A 20,495-nucleotide genomic window follows, 5' to 3' on the forward strand; every position below is an offset into this window, starting at 1 on the left:
CGAGTGCGGCGATGATGTGCACGCCGCACTTATGCCAGCCCCGACATGGGGCCGAGTTGCTTTCTCCGCCGCCAAGGGGCCCGCTATTGCGTGACGTCGGCGTTACCTTTGCCGTAATCTGCTTATGAACGGGGCAGAACGATATGGCGAATCCTGAACACGAACCTTCTGGAAAGCGCAAATGCGTGGGTTGCGGCGCCGAATTGGTGGGCAGCGTCTCCCCGGACCTGTGCCCGAAATGCCTCCTCAAGCTGGCCATGGAGACCCGGCCCGGGCCGGGCCCCGGCGGTACCATCGTGCTGCCGGATGAGGGAGCGAAGTCGCGCGGTTTGCCCCACGCGGGCGAGCAGTTGGGCAGCTACGCCATCGTCCGGGCGCTGGGCGCAGGCGGCATGGGGGCGGTCTATGAGGCCCAGGACCAGGAGAGCGGCCGTCGGGTGGCCCTCAAGGTCCTGAGTCACACCCTCGATTCGCCCGAGGCCCGCGAACGTTTCTTCCGCGAGGGCCGCCTCGCCGCATCCATCAACCACCCCAACAGCGTTTATATCTTTGGCACCGAGGAGATCGGCGGAACGCCGGTAATCACCATGGAGCTGGTTGCCGGAGGCACCTTGCAGGACCGTGTGCGCGCCCGGGGGCCGCTCCCAGTCGGCGAAGCGGTGGACGCCGTGCTGCAACTCATCGAGGGGCTGGACGCTGCCCAGCGCGTCGGCATTCTGCATCGCGACATCAAACCCTCCAACTGCTACGTCAGCGAGGACGGCACCGTGAAGATCGGCGACTTCGGCCTGTCCATCTCGACCGCCGTCCGCACCGAGCCGGCGCTGACGGCCACCGGCGCGTTTCTCGGCACCCCTGCCTTCTGCTCGCCCGAGCAGTTGCGCGGCGAGGAGCTCAACACCCGCTCGGACATGTATTCGGTTGGCGCCACGCTTTATTACCTGCTCACCGGGCGCACACCTTTCGAGGCGAAGAACATGGTGCAGCTCCTGGCGACCGTGCTGGAACAACGCGCGCCCTCGCCGCGCCAGTTCCGGCCTGACATTCCCAAGGGCCTGGCCAGGGCCATACTGCGCTGCCTGGAGAAGCAGCCGGGCGAACGCTTCAAGAGCTACACCGACCTGGCCCGCGCGCTGACGCCCTACGGCTCCGCCGCGCCGACGCCGGCGACCCTCGGCCTGCGTTTCCTGGCCGGCGTGGCGGACCTGACCATCCTGGGGCTATCCGGCATGGTGATCAACCTCCTGGCGTTCGGTTCGCCCATGGACTTCATGCAGATGTCCATGCAGTTTTCGCCCAAGCTCCTTGCCTGGGTGTTCGGCTGGTTTTGCGTCGCGGTCCTTTACTATGCGGTTTTCGAGGGGCTATGGGGTGCCGCGGCTGGCAAAGCGCTGTGCGGGCTGCGCGTCGTCGGACCGGACCGCAATCCGCCCGGCTTCGGGCCAGCCCTGCTGCGGGCGATGGTCTGGCTCGTGCCGCCCTTCCTGCCCTACTGGCTGGCGTTTGGCGCCAATCCAAAGGACTACCTGGCCAGCTCTCAGTGGATCCAGACGCTCATGGGCCTTTCCTGCTACGTGGTCATGGCTCTGCTATTCGTCACCGCCCGCCGCCGGAACGGCTTTGCCGCCCTCCAGGACCTGGTGAGCCGGAGCCGGGTCGTCTCCCACGCCGCCCTGGTCTCGCGGCCCGTCCTCTCGGCTGCCGAAGCGCCGCCGCCCGCCGTCGAGTCGGCGATCACCATCGGCCCCTACCATGTCCTGCAGGCGCTCGCCGACACCGCGGCGGAGAAGTGGTTTCTCGCCTACGACCTCAAGCTCCTCCGCAAGGTCTGGGTCCGCGTGGTGCCCCCGGACACTCCACCCGTCCCCGCCCAGTGGCGCGCTCTGGGCCGGGTCGGCCGCCTGCGCTGGCTGACTGGCAAACGCACACTCGGCGAGAACTGGGACGCCTTCGAGGCCCTCACCGGTCGGCCTTTCCTCGAAGTCATCCGCCAGCCCCAGCCTTGGCGGGAGGTCCGCTATTGGCTTCACGACCTCGCTGTTGAGATCAGCGCTGCCGAGAAGGACGGCACCCTGCCTGATCTCGCCCTCGACCGCCTCTGGATCACCGCCGATGGCCGCGCGAAGCTCCTCGACTTCCCTGCACCTGGCCTGCCTCCGCGCGACAATGTGCCTCCTCAGCCTGCTAGTTCGTTCCTGAATGCCGTCGCCGCTGCCGCGTTGGCCGGCAGACCGGATGCCTCAGCCCACAAGGCCGGCGAAGTCAACGTGGTTCTGCCACTCCACGCGCGGACCTTCCTTAAGACTCTGAGCCACGCGGCCGGCGCGGATGCCATTGTCACCGCGCTCAAGCCCCTTTTAAACCGGCCGGCGGCGGTGTCCCGGCTGCGCCGGGCCGCCCTGGTCGGTGCCTGTATGGCCTTCCCGTTGATGGGGTGCTTTGGCGGGTACTTCGGGATGAAGTTCGTCCAGGAGCTTACCCGGAAGAATCCGGGCCTGATGGAGCTTCACACCCTGCTGCAACTCCGATCCACGGCACGGATCTTTGCCCCCAAGCATGCAAACCTGCCGACCGATCGCCAGCTTGCCCTTTACATTGCTCATCATTACCGCGGCCTCATCACCAACTCCGCCACCTGGTCAAATCCCATGGTGCTCGCATTGATTAAGAGCGGAGGCCGGGAGTTTGCCGAACAAAGTGTGGCGGATCATCCCACCCTCACCGAGGCCGAAATCAAAGCGGCCGACGCCGCCGTCGGCAAGCATGTGCCCAGGGAGATCCCCTTCAGCCGCGATCTGCCGGCCTCCACGCCGACCCTGCTGATCTCTGCGACGCTGTTGATCTATGTGGCTTTCCCGGCTGTCGTAGCGGCCGTGCTGTTCCGGGGCGGTCTGGCGTTGCTAATCGCCGGTGTCACCTATGTTCGCCGCGATGGCCAGCGCGCCTCGCGCCTCCGCCTGTTCTGGCGGGCGATTGTCACCTGGAGTCCTGTCTTCCCCGTGTTCGTGCTTGCGGTGCTGAGCTTCGCCAAGCACTCGGTCTGGGCGCCGTGGCTGGCCTTGGTGCTCCTCGGCCTGCTGGCCGCGGTCTCCGTGGCCCTGCCAACTCGCGGTCTGCAGGACCGCCTCGCTGGCACCTGGCCGGTGCCGCGGTAAATCACTTTATGAAATCAGCTATCACCCTGTTGTTCGCCGCCACCACCGTCACCCTCGCCGTGGTGTGCTTGGTCCAATCGCGCAAGTCCGTGACGCAGGAAACTCAAATTACCGCACTGCGCACCGAGCTTGAGGCCAGCTCTATCCAGAACGAAGACGCGCTGAAGGCCCAACAGCGCGCCGACCGGGAGCGCGAAGAACTCGCCGCGCAGACCGAGGAACTTGCCGCCCGGATTCGCGCCGGCCAACTCGCCGCCGCGACCCCCAGCGCACCGGTCCCCGCCCCGGTTGAGGAGCCTCCTTCGCCCAAACGCAGCGGGACCGACGCGGAGAAAGGCGGCTTCGGCAAGATGATCAGCCAGATGATGCGAGATCCCGAGGCCCGGAAGTTCATCCGCGACCAACAGCGCATGACAATGGACCAGCTTTACGCCCCGCTGATCAGGCAGATGGGTCTTTCCCCCGAGGAGGCTGGCCAATTCAAGGACCTTCTGGCCGATAACATGATGAAGGCGGCGGACAAAGCCTACGCGGTTATGGGTGGCGCGGCGTCGTCCAACCGTACCGAGATGCTCAGCTCGCTCAACGCAGAGCAGAAGGCCTTCGAAAACTCGGTGAAGGACTTTCTGGGTGATGACCGGTACGCCCTGTACAAAGATTACCAGGAGACCATCGGCGAACGCACCATGCTCAACCAGTTCAAGACCCAGCTCGGCAGCGACTACAATCTCACCGACCCGCAGACCGAGGCCATGCTCACCTTCATGAAGGAGGAGAAGAAAAGCGTCGCCGCCACCACCGGGCTGCCGCTGGGCGACTTCGGCGAAGATAAGGCCAAGCTGCAAGCCATGCTGTCGGGGGACAAGCTGTCCCAGTACCTCGACGCCCAGCAAACCGTCAACCAGCGTGTCTATGATCGCGCCCGCACTATTCTCTCGGCGGAGCAGTTGCAGACCCTGGCCAAGTTCCAGTCGCACCAGGCCCAGATGATGCGTATGGGCATGACGATGGCCAAAAAGATGTTCACCCCGGAGAACAGCGCGGCAGGTGCGTCCGCGCAGTGATGCTCCGTGCGCCCAGTGGCTGCGGCCAGTGATTAGCGATCCACAAACAGTGAGCAGTCAGCATACGCCAGTTCCGGGCACGAAGAAATCGCCGACAGTAGCGGTCTGCCGAGCGCTGTTGGCAATCCTGGTGCTTCTGATCCTTCCGGGCTTTGGCGCCGCGGCTATGATGATCGGATCTGCCGTCTGCCTGTTGGTGTATGTCTTCCTCGTGCGGGACGAAGTTCGCACCCGCGGTGGCTCCCTCGTCCTGGCAATTGTGCTGGTCTCCGCCTTTGCCGCCGCTGCGGCCGTCTGGGGCCTGCGGCTGGTCCTCTAAGATTGCCGCCAGAGACACCCTGGCCGGCTTCAAGCACCGCCTTAATCGGTCCGGTGCCGGACGAGCCTTGGGATCGCTTGGAGCCCTTCTTCCAAACCCGCTCGCGCCTGCTTGGTGCTGGCCTTTTCCCAGTAGCTGGTGGGCGCCTCGGCCACCGCGTGGAAGATGTCATGGTACGAAAGCGTCTGGTCCGCCGCGAGGATCTGCTCGCAAGTGCGCCCGGCAGCAATCGCGTCAAGAATGCTGTTCAGCTTCGCTCTCAGTTCTTTCGTTTCCATATCGGTCCCGCTGCGTTGGTTCCTGCGCTGCTGCTGGCAGCATGGGCGGTGCCGGAACGCTCAGAACCTGCCTCTTTCTGCGCATCGGCGTGTAGCTCGAGCCACATAACGTGCTTTCAACCATGTCGCCGATCCCCGGGCTTCCCCGCGCTGTCCACCTTCAGGACAGATCCCTCCGACCAGGCGGCGGTTCAAAGAAGCTCCCCACAACGGTCGTAGGTCCTTGCTGTTTGGCTCTGAACCGTTAAGCTCAGGCTGGTGAGCGCAACGGAGACGACATCGGCTCATGCCCCTGCCACCCCTTCATCGGTGGGCGGTGGGCGCCCTGCGGTTTTCGTGACTACGCATTGGTCGGTGGTGCTGTCGGCACGCGAGAAGGGCTCGCCCCAATCGGCTGCGGCGCTGGAAACGCTCTGCCGCACTTACTGGTATCCGCTTTATGCCTACGTGCGTCGGCAGGGCCACAGCCCGCCCGATGCGCAGGACCTGACGCAGGAGTTCTTCGCCCGACTGCTGCAAAAGGACTACCTGAAAGCGGCGGCGCGGGAGAAGGGCCGGTTCCGCACCTTCCTCATCGTGGCGCTGAAGCGGTTCCTGGCAAATGAATGGGACCGGCTCCGCGCGCAGAAGCGCGGCGGGGGCCAGCCCCCGCTGTCGCTGGACACGGAGCTGGCTGAGCAGCGGTATCAGATCGAGCCGGTCGCGGAAACCAGCGCGGACAGAGTCTTCGAACGGCGATGGGCGCTGACGCTGCTGGACCGCACCCTGGCGCGGCTGCGGGAAGAATTCGCTGCGACAGGCAGAGCGAGGGAGTTCGACGGGTTGAAGGTCTGCCTGACGGCCGAGCGGGGCGAGATTTCCTACCGCGAAATTGGCGCCGCGCTGGAGATGAGCGACGGGGCCGCGCGCGTCGCGGTGCACCGGTTGCGCCGGCGGTTCCGCGAGGTCTTCCGGGAAGAGATAGCCCATACCGTAACGCGCCCAGAGGAGATTGAAGACGAAATGCGCTATCTCATGAGCGCGCTGGCGGGTTGAGGCCTGATGCCTGTTGCGTGTGCATGCGGAATAGGGTGCCTCGCCAATCGCCCGTCGCCGCCACGGGCCATTTCCCCATTGCCCCCGCGCCGCCTGGTGTAACATCCCCCGTTGCTTGCTTAACTAAAGAGTGATGAATGAGAATGCGAACATGGACCGGAAGTGTGAGAAATGCGGCGCCCTGCTGGCGGCCGACGCGCCCGAGGGGCTCTGCCCACGCTGCCTGATGGGGCTGAACCTGGCGACGCAAACCGAGGCGCCCGAGGGTGAGATCGGGCCGGACGGCACCCAGGTGGTTCGTCCGAAGCCCGAACCACCTCCGCCCCTGGAGGAGATCGCCCCGCACTTCCCTCACTTGGAAATTCTGGAATGCATGGGCCGTGGCGGCATGGGCGTGGTCTATAAGGCGCGCCAGCCGCGCCTCAATCGCCTGGTCGCCCTCAAGATCCTGGCCCGCGAGAAGGAAAAGGACCAGCGGTTCGCCGATCGGTTCACGCGCGAGGCGCAGGCCCTCGCCCGGCTCAACCACCCCAACATCGTCACCGTCTATGACTTCGGCGAGGCCGACGGCCTTTACTACTTGCTGATGGAATACGTGGACGGCATGAACCTGCGGCAACTGCTCCAGACCCGGAAGCTGGCGCCCGAGGAGGCCCTGACCATCGTGCCGTCCATTTGCGAAGCCCTGCAATACGCCCACCAGGAGGGCATCGTCCACCGCGACATCAAGCCGGAGAACATCCTGATGGATAAGCAGGGCCGGGTGAAGATCGCCGACTTTGGCATCGCCAAGCTTCTCGGCGGTGGCGGTGCGGCCGTCTCGCTCACCGGCGAGCAGCAGGTGGTGGGCACCCCCCATTACATGGCGCCCGAGCAGGTCGAGACGCCGGCGGTGGTGGATCACCGCGCGGACATCTACTCGCTGGGCGTCGTCTTCTACGAGATGCTCACGGGCGAACTGCCGCTGGGCAAGTTCGCTCCGCCCAGCCAGAAGGTGCATGTGGATGTGCGCTTGGACCAGGTGGTCCTGCACGCTTTGGAGAAGGAGCCCGAACGCCGCTACCAACAGGCCAGCCAGGTGAAGACCGATGTGGAGACCATCGCAAAGTCCGAGGTCCGGGGCTCGCAGCCTGTGCCGCCCAGGTCATCCGCTGCGATGCCCGCCCCGGCCGCCTCCGGTGTCGGGGATGCCCTGCGGCAAGTCCGAGGGCCGGCGATCGGGCTGGTGATCACTGCCATTCTGAACTGGGCCGGGATCCCCTTAATCTTCCTTATCACGATGTTCGTGGCGAGTCGCCACGCAATCAGCAAGGCCCCCATGCTGCTGCTGCCTCTGTTGGCTCTAGTGCTGAGCGGCATCATGCTCGTTGCCGGCCTTAAGATGAAGCGGCTCCAGGCTTATTGGCTGGCGGTCGCGGGCAGTATCCTCGCGATTCTGGTCACTCCCGGGAATCTGATCGGCCTGCCGATTGGTATCTGGGCCCTTGTCGTGCTGAGCCAAAGGCACGTGCGCGAGGCGTTCCGGCAGGGGCAAGGCGCAACCGGGCTTCAAGCAACACCTGCCAGCAATGGGGGTGGTGGCTGGAAGACTGCGGCTGTGATTGCGGCGACGGTGCTGCTCGTGCTGGCAATCCCGGTTGGGGCGATCATCCTGTCCATCGGACTGCCCGTCTATTTCAGGGCCCAACACCGTGCCAATGTGACTAGGGCGCAACTGCCGACGCTCGTGGTGCACGGGACGGTGGTTGATGCCGTCACGGGCCGGCCGATTGCAGGCGCGCGGGTGGATGACAACTTCGACGGCGCTCGTCCCAACCGGCCGCCGCAGCAGGCGTGGACGGATAACATGGGGAATTACAAACTCTGCACCTGGCGGGAGGCGCACACCCTGGCGGCCTCGGCGCCGGGTTACGAAACCAAGCTTCAGGTCTTCACTGCCAATGGCTCGCCGCCGCGGCCAGGGACGCACATGGATTACATGGATTTCCGGTTGCAGCCGGCGAAGGATAGCGGACCGGACGAGCCGGGCGGGGCAGCAACGGCGGAAGAGTCAGGCGCAGCCGGGAAAGCCGCGCCCGGCACAGATCCCCAAGTTCTCGAGAAGACAGTCCGGCTCGGCAAAGAAGCCTACCAAAGCGGCGACTACAGCCGGGCCTTGGGGCAGTTGCTGCCCGCTGCGATGAACGGCCACCCCGTAGCGCAGCACCGGGTCGGCGTGATGTACTTCATGGGGCAGGGGGTTGCGCAGGACGCGGCGGAGGCCACGCGCTGGTTCCGCAAGGCCGCCGAGCAGGGACAGGCGGAATCCCAATACAGCCTGGGGATGCGCTACCTGCTGGGGGAGAGTGTCGTGAAAGACCCGAAGGAGGCTGCTCACTGGTTCCAACTCGCGGCTGAGCAAGGGGTTCCCGAGGCGCAGGCGTCTCTGGCCCTGCGCTGCGCCAACGGCGACGGCGTGCCGCAGGACGTTGTGGAAGCTTACAAGTGGGCGATGCTGGCAAGAAGCGTGCTCGGCGCAAGCAGCGGCAGTATTTCCCTGGGTAACCTGGAACAAAGGATGACGCAGGAGCAGATTGTGGAAGCCAAGCGCCGGGCCAAGGAATTCGTGCCAAAAAGAACTGGCCCAGCCGATCCTTGATTTAAAGCGCGGAGCAAAGCGGAGCGGAACGCACTGTCAATGAAACTAGCTTCCCTTGCCCGGAACATCGGCCCGCGGATCAACAGACTTCCCGAATGCTACGTTCTGGATTGGGCAGCCAGCCTGAGAAAGTTGCTGCCAACGGAACGTTCCGCTTGCCCGCATCCGCGAAGGGCCCGTGTTCTGGCACCTCGGGAATGCTAGTAAGGTGTTCTTTGCGACCCCACGTGCCAGTCGAAATAGAGGTAATTCCGCAGCGCAGGCTTCTTGGGCCCGTGCACAGGTTCAAGCGCGATATAGTCAATATAGGTGGAGCTCGTGATGCCGAGGGCGGTCATCAGTTGCTTGTCGCAATCCGTCATGGCCCAGGTATCGGAGGGCTTCTTGATCGCCGTCTGTTTCTTGGGCGCCGCGAAAGGCGTGTTGGGCCGGCCGAACGGGTAAAGCAGAGTTTCGTTCCCGTAAGGAGGATCGTTGGTGATCGTGCTCAGTGAGAAGTAGCTAATCGGCACTTTGAGCGGCGGTGACGGCGCAAGCGGCGGCAGCACCCTGAAGGAGGCCGGACAAATGGCCACTTTTGCGGTCTGCAAGAGAGTCTGCGGGGGTTTGTACGCCAAATACGGGGTCAAGAACCCCGCCAGGGAGCCGTTATAGGGATCAGTTGCGACTGTGCTCTTGGCGTAGGTGAAGAACATTCCAGTCCAGCAGGGACCCGGCAGGTAGTCATTGTTGTCGGAGGAGTACATCGCAATCGCATACCCCACCTGCTTGAGATTGCTGACGCAGTTCGCCCGCATCGCCTTCTCTTTGGCTTTGGCCAGCGCGGGCAGCAGCAGCGCCGCCAGAATTGCAATGATCGCGATCACTACCAGCAATTCAATAAGGGTGAACGCGCGAATCCTGGCGCGGACTTTTGTGGCATCTCTTAACATACGCATAATCTACTTCAACTGAGCTCATTTTGGCGACTACCGTTTCCAATTGCAAGCCTGAAATGAAGACAATAACTGAAGTGAAAGAACGGGTTTGAGGGGGGGGCCGATAGGGTGCGGATTGGGTTGCGTACTGCCGGGAAACTGAAGCGGCGGATTGCGCTGGTGGAGATTCACGCCGTTCGCCGGACTTCAAGAAAACCGTGGAGCTGGCGGATTCGGGTGGGGTGCCGCATTTTGCGGAGGGCCTTGGCCTCGATCTGGCGGATCCGCTCACGCGTGACGCGGAACTCACGGCCCACTTCCTCCAGCGTGCGCGAGGAGCCGTCCCCGAGCCCGAAGCGCAGTTCCAGGACCTTCTGCTCCCGCTGTGACAGGCTCGCAAGCACGCCACTCAATTTGTCCTTGAGCAAGCTGAAACTGGTCGTCTCAACCGGACTTTCTGTGGCCTTATCTTCAATGAAATCACCGAAGCTGGTCTCATCGCTGTCGCCGACCGGCGACTGGAGTGACACCGGTTGCTGGGCCATCTTCAATACGGCGCGGACCCGTTCGACGGGGAGGTCCATCTCATCACCAAGCTCCTCCGACGTTGGTTCGCGTCCAAAATCCTGGAGGAGGCGCTTTTGGGTGCGCATGAGTTTGCTGATTGCGTCAACCATGTGCACGGGGATCCGAATAGTGCGGCCCTGATCGGCGATCGAGCGGGTAATTGCCTGGCGAATCCACCAGGTGGCGTAGGTGGAGAACTTGTAGCCGCGGCGGTATTCGAAGCGTTCGACGGCCTTCATCAGCCCCATGTTGCCCTCCTGAATCAGGTCGAGGAAGGACAGACCGCGGTTAATGTACTTCTTGGCAATGGAGATGACGAGGCGCAGATTAGCTTCGACCATTTCGGCCTTGGCCTTTTGCGCTTGGGCGGAGAACCGTTCCAATTGCTCGAAGGCCTTGAGGCAGTCCGGCCAGGGGGCCCGCGCGAAACGTTCCAGAGCCCTGATCTTCCGCTGCTCGGATTCAATGATCGCCCGGGAATCAGGGGATTTGCCTGGGGCTTCCTGGTCCTGGATCAGGCGCAGGCTGGACTGAATCTTGTCGTGGATGTTCTCCGCGACCAGTACCAGGTCTTCGATGAATGCATGCTTGTAAGAGAACCGGGAGAAGTTGCTTTGCAGACGGCGGTCAAGCTGTAACAAAGAGGCATGGAGTTGCTCGTGTTTGCCGCGGGCCGGACTGGCTTGCCACCGGGCGTAGGCCTCATCCACTTTCTGATCCGCCGTCCGCACCACGCCGATCAACTTGCGAAGGGCCTTGAGGTGCTTCTCGCGGCTATCAACCTCTTTGTCGAGAATGACACGGTCGAACCTTTCTTTGGGCGGCTCGGAAACGAGCTTCTCGGCCAGCGCAATATGTTCTTTGGCGGCGAAACCGAAGCCATAGATGATGCGTTTGACCTCGTTCTCAGCCGCTTCGATGCGTTTGGAAATCTCGACTTCCTGCTCGCGCGTCAGGAGGGGGACCTGGCCCATTTGTTTGAGGTACATGCGGACCGGGTCGTCCAGGATGTCGAGCCGCGCCTTTTCGTCATCCTCTTCCGGTTCGGGCTGCTTGACGCGATCAACCTCCGCCTGGTCCACGATCTCAACGTCCAGATTACGGAGTTTGACGTATACCTGGTCGAGTTCCTCCGGCCCGGCGAGATCTTCCGGCAAGGCGTCGGTAATGTCGCCGTATGTGAGGTAGCCTTGCTCGTGGGCCAGGCGGAGCAGTTCTCTGACCTTCTCCGCTATCTTGGTGCTGGATTCGCTGTCGGCGACCGCAGGTGCATCGGGTGCGATGGCCGGTTGGTGGTTGGCGTTGTGATCCGCGCGCGGCAGCTCCGTAGTCTGGACCACCTTCTCAACCTTCTTGTCGGATAACGTTCGACGTGCCGGATGGCCAGTGGCTCTGCCAGGCGGTTTTCGTTTGGGGCGAGGGTTGGACGATTTCGTGTTGACCGTCGGCACAGCCATGTTACTTCAAACTCAAGTCATCCGGCGACAGAAACTGAGCTTCTAATATGGAAGGCTCAGAGCAGCGGGTCAAGCCGGCATCTGCATTGCGCGGCGGGTTATGCGAACGGATTGACCCTGCCGGGGGGTGACGCTACCCGCAATTTCGCCTGCGGAGACCATCCACTGCGGGCAATCGCACGGGTCATTGGCAGAGGCGACTTTGGCGCGTGAGACACGGTAAGCCAGCCTATCTTCCGAGCGGAACCGCTACCCCTACGGTATCTCCGCCACCGGCGGCGCTGCCCTCATTGGCGGCGAGCGTCGTAACAAACGTATTCACGATGGTATTGAGGTATCGCTTGAGCGTGCTGTAGGGTGTGTTGGGGACGTAGATGATATCGCCCGGCTCCAGGGTCACATCCTGCGCGCGCCCTTTGATAATTGCTCCGTAGTCGGCCACAATCATCTTAGGCTCCGATAGCGACCCCCGCACAATGGCGACGTGTGACAGGTAAGCGTCCGGCTGTACGCCGTAAGAGCCGACCGTAAACCAATCCAAGGTCGTAGCGCCAGAGGCGTTGGCGAGTGCCGACACAAGCGTCATACCGTCGGAGTAAGGCACGCTCCGGGGATAGCGCACGGCGCCGAGCACATAGATTTGCTGGGACAGAGCCGACGGCACATAGACAAAGTCGTCTGGCTGGAGATAGATGTTTTGGGAAGTGTCACCTTCGCGCAGCAAACGGTGGAAATCTACCGGCACGAACTGGCCCTGGCGCATGACGAAGCTATGCCTCAAGTCAGCCAGCTCCTGGAGATTGACCTGACCGCTGGAAATGGCGGTGCCGCCGGCCAGGGCGATGGCCTCCAGCAACGACATGGGCGCGGGCATGGCGTACACCCCGGGCTGGTTGAGTCGGCCCAGCAACCAGACGTGTTTGCTGGCCACCTCGCGCAACGTGACGGCAACTTGCGGCTCGCTCACATACTTTGCCAGTCCTGATTGCAGCAGCTCCCGCATCTCCTTCAGTGTCAGCCCCCAAACGTCCAGCCCGGGCAGCAGGTAGAAGTAGAGCTTGCCGTCCGGTCCAACGGTTGTGACCGCACGCGAGGTAGGGGTGCCCAGTAGCTCAATCTCCACCCGGTCGCCCGGCCCGAGCGTGAAAGGGGCATCGCTTGGCCGCAGCAGCTCGGGATTCAACTGGTTCGTGAAATTCAGGGTGGCAGAAGTGCCGGTCGGCTTGGCGGACTGGCTTAATGGCGCCGTATTGGCTTTGGGACTGGAACATCCCGCCATAGCGGCCAGCAACAGGCCTGACGAACAAAGAAGGAGGATTCTCTTCATGCTATTTGATCCAAGGGCTTGTGGTCAACGGCGGCAATTTCCGGTTAATGGTTGGGACCGTGAAGCCTTGGATGAAGGCGGTAGCGATAGTGTCGAGCAGTTCCTCGGCCTTCACCCAGGGACTATTGCTCACATAGACGATGTCCTTGGCCTGCAGTTTGAAGTCAGGCGCCTTGGCTGACAGAATGGCGGCCGTATCCACGACGAAGGTTTCCGGGCGGTTTAGCGAGCCACGCACGACCAGCACACGGCTGCGCCAGGCTTGGGGCGTGAATCCGCCGCGGGCGGCAATGACGCTCATGGTGCTCGTTCTGGGCAGGAACGCGGCTACACCCGGGCTAAGCACTTGGCCCAGGACATATATCTCGTTGGCGCTGGCCGGGGCGAAGTAGAGAAAGTCATCTGGTTCGAGAGGCACATTCTGAGAGAGATCGCCCTGCTCAAAGAGCCGCTCGAAGTCCACCGGAACGCGCTGGCCGTTACGCACCAGGAAACTGTGACCCAAGTCGGCCAGTTCCACAGTGTCCCGGCCATACAACCCGGTTTGCAGGCCTCCAGCGCGCGCCAGAGCCTCGATCACACTCAGGGGCCGGTCGAAGTTGAAGACCCCCCGGTTTCCCACCGCACCCAGCACGATGTATTTCTTACTATGGAAGGCTACCGGCGTGATGATGGTGCGCGGGTTCTGGTAGTACTTGGAAAGTGCCTCGTCCAGTTTTGCCCGCAATTCATCAATCGTCAGCCCTGCCGCCATGACATCCCGCGCTTCCCGGAAGGTGATCCGGCCATCTGGGCCGATAGGGACATCGTTCCGCGTCGAATCCACCATGTCGAACAGGGTGAGATTGAGCACATCACCCGGGCCGAGCGTCAGCCGCTGCTGCCAGGCAGCGCGTTTGGAGAGGGGCGTGACGGACAGGGAGGTATTGCCGCCGGTTGCCGGCGCGGGTGCCGTTTCGGAGGAAGCCTCGCTTTCTACGGCGGGCAGGAGGCAAGCGCTCGCCGCGAGGAGCAGCAAGCAGACAACCCATTGGCTGAAGCAATTGCTATTCATAGATGACACAGTGATTCCGGCCAACGATTCAAGCCCACAGTCGTCTCCGACGCCGGGGGCCGCGCAAGGTCTGCCCCGGCAAATGGGCTGCACGCACATCCGCGTTGCCGCTGGCCACCAGACCGACTGGCTGGCCCAGGTTCTCCACCAGCAACATAGCTGTTGAAACGGTAAGTGGCGCTAACACTCGCGGCAACACCGGATAATACGGACTGCTTTGTGGGGAGGATTTCGGATGGGGGGTGCATGGACCGGGGCGGGGCAGGGGCATCGGCGTTGCTTTTCAAACATGCCGAATGCTAGGTTGAGTTTGATGACAGCAAGATTAGATCGCGGATTCACGCAGAGGTTCTGGGCCGTTATTCCCGCGTTGCTGCTTGTGCTGGGCCCGATGGCGGCGGTTGGACAGTCGGTGTCGGGCGCGCGGGCGGCGGCCGTTACCAACGCTTTGGCCTCCAGGCCGGTGGATGCGGTTGCCCACGCCAAGATCTCCCGCTGGAAGTCCATCTTTCGCGGGGTCGAGATGTGCGAGGGATCAACCCAAGTGCCGCGGCGGCTCCAGGTCCGCGCCGTCAAGGTTGACCTGCGCGAGCCGACGATTGGTTTCCTGGTCACCCCGCGCATTGGCCAGGGGACAAACGCCTGGGGGGCTCGCACCACGTCGGAGTTCCTGGAGGAGTTCAAGTGCCAGGTGGCGCTCAACGGGTCTATCTTCGACGTGTTTGCCAGAAGGCGGGGTGATCCGATGCGTGTCGAGGGCCTGTCACTCTCGCGGGGCGACTTCTACCAGTCTAATCACCGTTGGGACGCTTTGTTGATCGGCACGAACCGGCAGGCCTGGATCGCCCGCGCTCCGAGAAATGCGGTCGGGGCCTATAACGGGCTGAGCGGGTTTTACGCGTTGCTGGTCAATGGCCGGAACAATGGCACCAGCACCAATCGCCATCCGCGATCGGCGGTGGGTGTCAGCCGCAACGGGCGTTACCTGATCCTGATGACCATTGACGGGCGCCAACCGGGCTACAGTGAGGGCACCAGCACGGCGGAGACGGCGGAGTGGATGCGCAAGCTCGGCGCCTACAACGCACTGAACCTTGATGGCGGGGGCAGCACGGCCCTGGTTATCGAAGGGCCTGACGGCTCGCCGATCGCGCTAAACCGTCCCTGCGGCCCGCCGCTGGGCATGGAGCGGCGGGTGGCCAATCACCTCGGTGTCTACGCCAGGAAGTTGCCGGGTCGCAAGACCCTGTGGCGCTGAAATGCGCCGGGCGGACCTCCTGCTACACCTTGCCCATTCCCCGGAGGGCCTCGAAGCAGCGCTTCACGGCCTGGAGCGGGTCTTTGCCGCTCTCGTGCTCGACGATATACCACTGGGTCCTGCCCTTGCTCTCGCAGAACGCGAAGACCTCCTTCCACTGGACTTGGTCCTCGCCGATGGCCGCCTCGGGGCCGCCGCCATGGGCCTTGAGGTGAATGGTGCGCGCACGGCCGGGATATCTCTTTAACACGGCCACCGGGTCGGCGCCGCCGGTGAGGCAATTACTGGTATCGAGCTGCATGACCACGGCTGGCTTGGTGTTGCCGAAGAACAAGTCCCAAGCCGACACGCCTTCGACCTTCTTGAAATCGTGCTGGTGCGCATGGTAGCCCACCCACATGCCTTCGGGCTTCACCTTGACGGCGACTTCGTTGTAGAGCTGCGCCCGATCAAGCCATTCCTGTTTGGACTTGGCCTCCGCCATCCAGGGGACGATGAGGAATTTATTCCCAATGGTGCGGTTGAACTCGATGGTCTCCTTGAGCTTGTCGCCCTGAATGGAGTCGTAAGGAGTATGGGTGCCGCAGCAGACGAGGCCGTTGTCGTCGAGCAGCTTGCGCAATTCCTTCGCGCTGCGTCCGTGGTAGCCGGCGAACTCAACACCCGGGTAGCCGATCTTGGCGACCGCCGCCAGCGTGCCGGGGAGGTCGGCCTTGCACTGCTCGCGCACCGAGTAAAGCTGGAGGCCGACCGGGATCTTCTTGCGCGCAGCCGCGTGGGCCAGCGGCGCGACGCCAAGCGCTACCCCAGCAGCGCCCAGAGCGCCCAGAAACTCGCGCCGGGTCACAGTGGAAGTTGAAACACGATTCATGACAGAGTCCTTTCGTTTGGTTGAAGTCGAACGCATGATTGATTTTGTTGGTGGCACTTTACCGCGTTCCCCGTTAGCCCGTCAACGAGAAGGGGACGAAGGGGACAAGGCGATTCAGACAAGGCGATTCACGTTGCATTCGGCGGCAGATTCTGCCATGCTGCAACCGGTCGGGACCGGGCCCTGCCGAGCGCGGGCAACGAGGCTCCAGTTTCGCCACATTCGGAATCGTGTCACACAATCAACGTGCGATGTGGTCGGCGCCGGCAACCGACCCCGGCAAGCGCCGTCAGGTCAGACGGCTCCTGCTGGTGGGGCTCGTGTTTACGGTTCCGGCTATATTCGTCGGCTGGACCATATTCCAGCAGGCGCGTTCGGCCCGAAACTCGCCGCCTCCGCCGCCGGTTTACAGTGTTGGCGACGACTTCCGTCAACCGGAAAGTCACCTGCGCTCGACCCCCCGGGCCTTCCCAGACCGCGCCAGCCCCGTTCTTCCCGGCCAGCAACACGTTCTGAACTATGGCGGTGGCGAGGGGGAACTGGGCATGGTTCGCGAGCCGGGGCAACCGCCGGTTGGGCCGGAGTCCTTTGCGGTCGGCAAGGACGGTAGCATTCTGGTGGCGGACGTGGTGAATCAGCGCGTGGTGGTTTACTCCAGCAACGGCAGCTACCTCCGCAGCCTCAGCCTTCCGGGTATCGCCCTTGGGGATGTCATGGCCGACGACCAGGGTCGCGTTTATGTCTATGACCAGGTACGGCGTGCTTTGCACCAATACGACCCCGACGGCACCCCGCGCAGCACGCTGGAACTCACCCCCAAAGACATTGATACCCGCGGCTATTTTCATCTTACCGGCAACGCTGTCTTTTTCGCCGACGCCGCCGCGCGCGACGTGCTGGTGGCGGTCGTGCGGGATGGCGTGCTGGTGGCGCCCGACCCAAACACACAGCGCAAGGTGGACGGCATCCACGCCCCGAGCGAGCGAGTCTACTTCCTGTCGCTGGACCGGGGAAGGGCGCTGCATCTGCGGGTCGTAGAGGCCCCTATGGCCATGTCAGACGCATTGACGTTGGAGGTTCCCTGGGCGGGAATCGTGTCCGCGCGATACGTAGGTGAAGACAACGCCGGGCGGTTCTACGTCCAGACCGAGCGGCTGGAAGATACGCGCATCGTGCTGGAGGTGCTGAGCTTCGAGCCCGGGGGTGAACTGCTCGCCGCTACCCGGATGCCCGAGAATGATTACGCCCTCTGGACTGCCAAGCTCGTGGACGTGCGGGCCGACGGCACGATCGTCCAGTTTCTGCCCCAGCGCGGACAGGCCAAGCTTAACCTGTTCACGAATTGATCCGACACGTCCATGAATACAATGAAAACCACACTATTCACTGTCGCGACCGCACTGCTGCTTCCCGGCGCCGCCTTCGCATGGTCCGGCGACACCTGGGCGCCCATCAGCCGCGACACCATTAAGGCCATCGCGGACCAGATGATTGACTCGACCTGGACGCCCAACAACACTCTCGCCAACTGGCAATACGGCTCCACCTCCCACACTTACACCAAGGGCGTTACTTACACCGGCGTCGCCTACACCCAGGCCAACCCTCAGGACAACTGGTCGGACTTCTATAACTTTGTCACCACCACCGCTGGCGGTAGCGTCAACTATGGCAACGACTGTTCGGGTTTTGTGAGCATCTGCTGGAAGTTGCCGGGGCGTAAAACCACCTACTATTTCGAGAAAGAGCTTGGGACCTATTGGATCAGTCTCGGCGAGACTAACACCGCCGCGACGGCTCCCCTGGTGATGGGCGACGCCCTCAACTCCAAGTCCGACCACATCGTCCTGTTCCTGAACCGCGAAACCAGCGGTGTCCGCACCATGGAACAGACGCCAAACAATGCCCAGCGGAAGGTGCGCTCCTACAGCTTCCTCGATAGCTACCGCCCGATTCGCCGGCTCCAGATCACCGAGGCCCCGCTCCTGGCGACTGACGGCCTGAGCCGGGTGGCGGACATGGGCAACACGGTGACGTTCCGCGTCACGGCCAGCGGCACCGCACCGCTCACGTACCGGTGGAAGTTCAACGGGAACTATGTCGCGGGCGCGACGACCAACCAACTGACCCTGAGCGCCGCCCAGCTCACCAACGCCGGCAACTACGTGTGCGTGGTCACCAACATCTTCGGCAGCGTCACCAGCCGGACGATGTCCCTGACGGTCTATCCGGCGCAGACGACAGTGTTTCTGGATACGTTCGACACCAACAGCGCCGTGCTGTGGCGGGTCAACAGGAGTTCCACCGACACGCGGGCGGTGTTCAACTACGACTACTCGGCGATGGGCCTGCCGTCGGCGCCGCGGTCCACTGGCGGCACCACGCGCGGCTTGCGCCTGGAAGCGAACCTGACGGCGGGGGCGAAGGCAGCCGTGTCGCTGTCCCCATTGAACCGGAGTTTTGCGGGCGACTACCGGCTGCGCTTTGATGTGTGGATGAATGCGAATGGGCCGTTTCCCGAGGGCGGAGCCGGCTCGACACAACACGCCACGGCCGGCCTTGGCACGGCGGGCAACCGCGTGCAATGGGCCGGCGCCGGCGCCACGGCCGACGGATACTGGTTTGCGGTGGACGGCGAGGGCCAGGCGGGCAATACCTCCAGCACGGGGGGTGATTTCTGCGCCTTCGCCGGCACCTCCCTCCAAGGCACAAACACCGGAGTTTATGCGGCGGGCACCGATCCGGCTGCGAAGGACGAGGTCCACCCCTACCACGTCGCGGCATTTCCAGGCGGGGCAACCGCGCCGGCCTGGCAGCGGAGCAACTATACGCAGCAGACCGGTGCGCTGGCCGACGGCACCATTGGCTTTGCGTGGCGCGAAGTAATCGTGGCAAGGCGGGGCAACGCGGTGGATTGGTCCATTGACGGGATTCGGCTGGCTACCATCATCAACGCGACCCTTACGGCGAGCAACGTGTTTGTGGGCTACTGGGATATGTTCACGTCGCTGACGGATAATACCAACCTGAGCTTTGCGGTGGTGGACAATGTGCGGGTGGAGGTGCCTATCACCGTGCCGGTGATCACGGCCCAACCGCAGGGCCGGACGGTACTTGCCGGGGAGAGTGTGGCGCTGACGGTTGGCGCAGCGGGACCGGCTCCGTTGAGTTACCAGTGGCGGTGCCACGGCACGAATCTGCCCGGCGCCACCAGCTCGAGTCTGGCTTGGAGCAGCGTGACCACTAACCAGTCCGGCCCCTACACCGTGGAGGTGATGAACGGCTATGGCGCCGTGACCAGCCAACCGGCAATGCTGATGGTCCAACCGGCCTTTGCGGCGGGCGGTTGGTCACGGGCATGGAGCCTGGCGCCCGGCACGCGACCCTACTTGACGGTCAACGCCCTTCCGTATGAGCGCGGCATGGCCTATAACCCGGTGACACGCCGGCTATCGCTGGTCAGCCGCAGCGGGCCCCATGTGTATGTGCTGGATGGAGACACGGGGGCAGATGTGGGTGAACTGAGCGTGAGCGGAGTTGCCGGCGGCACCTACACGCTGCTGCTGGTTGGCGTGGCGGACGATGGGGTGGTCTATGCGGCCAACCTGACCACCGCGGGCACCACCACGCCTTTCACACTCTACCGCTGGGCCAGTGACACACCCGGCACGGTGCCGACGGTGGCTTACTCGGGTGATCCCGGCGCCGGCAACAACCAGCGATGGGGGGACACGCTCGATGTGCGCGGCGCGGGCGCCAACACGCAGGTCATACTTGCTTCGCGCAGCGGCAATGCGGTTGCGGTTCTGACCACGGCGAACGGCCTGGATTTCACTTCCAGGCTCATCTCGGTGGCGGACGCGCCGGCGGGCGCGTTTGGCCTGGGGCTGGCTTTCGGGGCGGGCAACACCTTCTGGGGCAAAGCCACCTCGCAGAACTTGCGGCAGGTCTCCTTCAATTTGGCGGCGGGAACCGGGACAACCATCCGCAATCACGGCAGTCCTGGCTTTCCGGGGACTGTGGCGCCCATTGGGGTGAGCTCCGCGCTGAACCTGCTTGCGGGCATCAATGTGGGCACGACCGGCAACAACCTGCGCCTCTACAACCTCACGTTCACCGGCGGCACACCCGTGTTCCTGACCGCGACCAACTTCGCGTCCGACAATGACAATACCGGCAGCGGGACCGGCGCGGTGGACTTCGGCGCCGACCGCGTCTATGCGCTGGGCGGCAACAACGGCTTGGTGGCGCTGCAAATCCTGCCAGTGGCCGCGCCCCCGGCTGAACCGGGCCGTTTCGAGGCCATCGGGCGCTCCCCTGACGGCACCGTGCGGCTGGACATGTGCGGCACGGCGCACACCAACTACATCCTTGAATGGACCGGGGACTGGCGGACGTGGTCGAATCTGTGCACGTTGTCTGGCACCAATGGCCTGTTCTGGTGGGTGGATCCCTGCGCCGGCAACCCCGGCCACCGCTTCTACCGCCTGCGGCTGGCGCCGTAGGAACTTGCACGCAGAGGTTGTCGGCTGCCGCTTGCTTGGGGCGTGTGGGT

General features: G+C 63.4%; 14 protein-coding genes. 8 read left to right on the forward strand and 6 right to left on the reverse strand.

The annotated features are described in order from the left end of the window. Positions 1 to 143 precede the first annotated feature (143 nt). The 3 genes from P5205_07010 (at position 144) to P5205_07020 (ending at position 4,538) form a co-directional block, all read left to right on the forward strand. Entirely contained in the window at positions 144 to 3,155 is a 3,012-nt protein-coding gene (locus P5205_07010; protein HSA10107.1) for a protein kinase, read from the forward strand. Between the two features lie 8 nt (positions 3,156 to 3,163). Beyond that, on the forward strand, positions 3,164 to 4,219 hold the full coding sequence (locus P5205_07015; protein HSA10108.1) for a hypothetical protein: 1,056 nt from the start codon (positions 3,164 to 3,166) through the stop codon (positions 4,217 to 4,219). 166 nt (positions 4,220 to 4,385) lie between these two features. Continuing rightward, positions 4,386 to 4,538 (forward strand): hypothetical protein, encoded by a 153-nt coding sequence (locus P5205_07020; GenBank protein ID HSA10109.1) that lies wholly within the window; start codon positions 4,386 to 4,388, stop codon positions 4,536 to 4,538. Positions 4,539 to 4,579: 41 nt separating this feature from the next. Here P5205_07020 and P5205_07025 read toward each other — a convergent pair whose 3' ends face one another. Then, a complete protein-coding gene (locus P5205_07025) occupies positions 4,580 to 4,816 on the reverse strand; it encodes a hypothetical protein (protein ID HSA10110.1) in 237 nt (78 codons plus the stop codon). 336 nt (positions 4,817 to 5,152) lie between these two features. On the opposite strand from P5205_07025, the gene P5205_07030 reads away from it, so the two are divergent. Further along, entirely contained in the window at positions 5,153 to 5,851 is a 699-nt protein-coding gene (locus P5205_07030) for a sigma-70 family RNA polymerase sigma factor (GenBank protein HSA10111.1), read from the forward strand. 133 nt (positions 5,852 to 5,984) lie between these two features. After that, positions 5,985 to 8,489 (forward strand): protein kinase, encoded by a 2,505-nt coding sequence (locus P5205_07035; protein HSA10112.1) that lies wholly within the window; start codon positions 5,985 to 5,987, stop codon positions 8,487 to 8,489. Positions 8,490 to 8,689: 200 nt separating this feature from the next. Here P5205_07035 and P5205_07040 read toward each other — a convergent pair whose 3' ends face one another. The 4 genes from P5205_07040 to P5205_07055 all read right to left on the reverse strand — a co-directional run bounded on the left by P5205_07040 (position 8,690) and on the right by P5205_07055 (position 13,811). Further along, positions 8,690 to 9,427, reverse strand: coding sequence for a prepilin-type N-terminal cleavage/methylation domain-containing protein (locus P5205_07040; protein ID HSA10113.1), 738 nt, complete (start codon positions 9,425 to 9,427; stop codon positions 8,690 to 8,692). Positions 9,428 to 9,594: 167 nt separating this feature from the next. Continuing rightward, positions 9,595 to 11,313 carry an RNA polymerase sigma factor RpoD gene (rpoD, locus tag P5205_07045; protein HSA10114.1) on the reverse strand — a complete coding sequence of 573 codons (1,719 nt, stop codon included), beginning with the start codon at positions 11,311 to 11,313 and terminating at the stop codon, positions 9,595 to 9,597. 346 nt (positions 11,314 to 11,659) lie between these two features. Continuing rightward, entirely contained in the window at positions 11,660 to 12,757 is a 1,098-nt protein-coding gene (locus P5205_07050; protein HSA10115.1) for a polysaccharide biosynthesis/export family protein, read from the reverse strand. Between the two features lies 1 nt (position 12,758). Next, entirely contained in the window at positions 12,759 to 13,811 is a 1,053-nt protein-coding gene (locus P5205_07055; GenBank protein ID HSA10116.1) for a polysaccharide biosynthesis/export family protein, read from the reverse strand. A 313-nt stretch (positions 13,812 to 14,124) separates the two neighbouring features. Here P5205_07055 and P5205_07060 point away from each other — a divergent pair, with 313 nt between their 5' ends. Then, complete coding sequence (locus P5205_07060) at positions 14,125 to 15,069, forward strand: phosphodiester glycosidase family protein (GenBank protein HSA10117.1); 945 nt, start codon at positions 14,125 to 14,127, stop codon at positions 15,067 to 15,069. Between the two features lie 22 nt (positions 15,070 to 15,091). Here the strand turns inward: P5205_07060 and P5205_07065 are convergent, their stop codons facing one another. Then, complete coding sequence (locus P5205_07065) at positions 15,092 to 15,940, reverse strand: sugar phosphate isomerase/epimerase (protein ID HSA10118.1); 849 nt, start codon at positions 15,938 to 15,940, stop codon at positions 15,092 to 15,094. Between the two features lie 230 nt (positions 15,941 to 16,170). Here P5205_07065 and P5205_07070 point away from each other — a divergent pair, with 230 nt between their 5' ends. Together P5205_07070 and P5205_07075 are read left to right on the forward strand one after the other, a co-directional pair. Next, positions 16,171 to 17,286 (forward strand): hypothetical protein, encoded by a 1,116-nt coding sequence (locus P5205_07070; GenBank protein HSA10119.1) that lies wholly within the window; start codon positions 16,171 to 16,173, stop codon positions 17,284 to 17,286. A 21-nt stretch (positions 17,287 to 17,307) separates the two neighbouring features. Next, on the forward strand, positions 17,308 to 20,445 hold the full coding sequence (locus P5205_07075; GenBank protein ID HSA10120.1) for an immunoglobulin domain-containing protein: 3,138 nt from the start codon (positions 17,308 to 17,310) through the stop codon (positions 20,443 to 20,445). Positions 20,446 to 20,495 lie beyond the last annotated feature (50 nt).

Source organism: Candidatus Paceibacterota bacterium, assembly GCA_035452965.1.
Taxonomy (GTDB): domain Bacteria; phylum Verrucomicrobiota; class Verrucomicrobiia; order Limisphaerales; family UBA8199; genus UBA8199.

What these genes read in the sequence shown, in the direction of transcription:
- P5205_07055 (HSA10116.1), bottom strand. Translation starts at nt 13,811, where the DNA reads ATGAATAGCAATTGCTTCAGCCAATGGGTTGTCTGCTTGCTGCTCCTC.
- P5205_07025 (HSA10110.1), bottom strand. Translation starts at nt 4,816, where the DNA reads ATGGAAACGAAAGAACTGAGAGCGAAGCTGAACAGCATTCTTGACGCG.
- P5205_07050 (HSA10115.1), bottom strand. Translation starts at nt 12,757, where the DNA reads ATGAAGAGAATCCTCCTTCTTTGTTCGTCAGGCCTGTTGCTGGCCGCT.
- P5205_07015 (HSA10108.1), top strand. Translation starts at nt 3,164, where the DNA reads ATGAAATCAGCTATCACCCTGTTGTTCGCCGCCACCACCGTCACCCTC.
- P5205_07075 (HSA10120.1), top strand. Translation starts at nt 17,308, where the DNA reads ATGAAAACCACACTATTCACTGTCGCGACCGCACTGCTGCTTCCCGGC.
- P5205_07010 (HSA10107.1), top strand. Translation starts at nt 144, where the DNA reads ATGGCGAATCCTGAACACGAACCTTCTGGAAAGCGCAAATGCGTGGGT.
- P5205_07060 (HSA10117.1), top strand. Translation starts at nt 14,125, where the DNA reads ATGACAGCAAGATTAGATCGCGGATTCACGCAGAGGTTCTGGGCCGTT.
- P5205_07065 (HSA10118.1), bottom strand. Translation starts at nt 15,940, where the DNA reads ATGAATCGTGTTTCAACTTCCACTGTGACCCGGCGCGAGTTTCTGGGC.
- P5205_07020 (HSA10109.1), top strand. Translation starts at nt 4,386, where the DNA reads ATGATGATCGGATCTGCCGTCTGCCTGTTGGTGTATGTCTTCCTCGTG.
- P5205_07035 (HSA10112.1), top strand. Translation starts at nt 5,985, where the DNA reads ATGAATGAGAATGCGAACATGGACCGGAAGTGTGAGAAATGCGGCGCC.
- P5205_07040 (HSA10113.1), bottom strand. Translation starts at nt 9,427, where the DNA reads ATGCGTATGTTAAGAGATGCCACAAAAGTCCGCGCCAGGATTCGCGCG.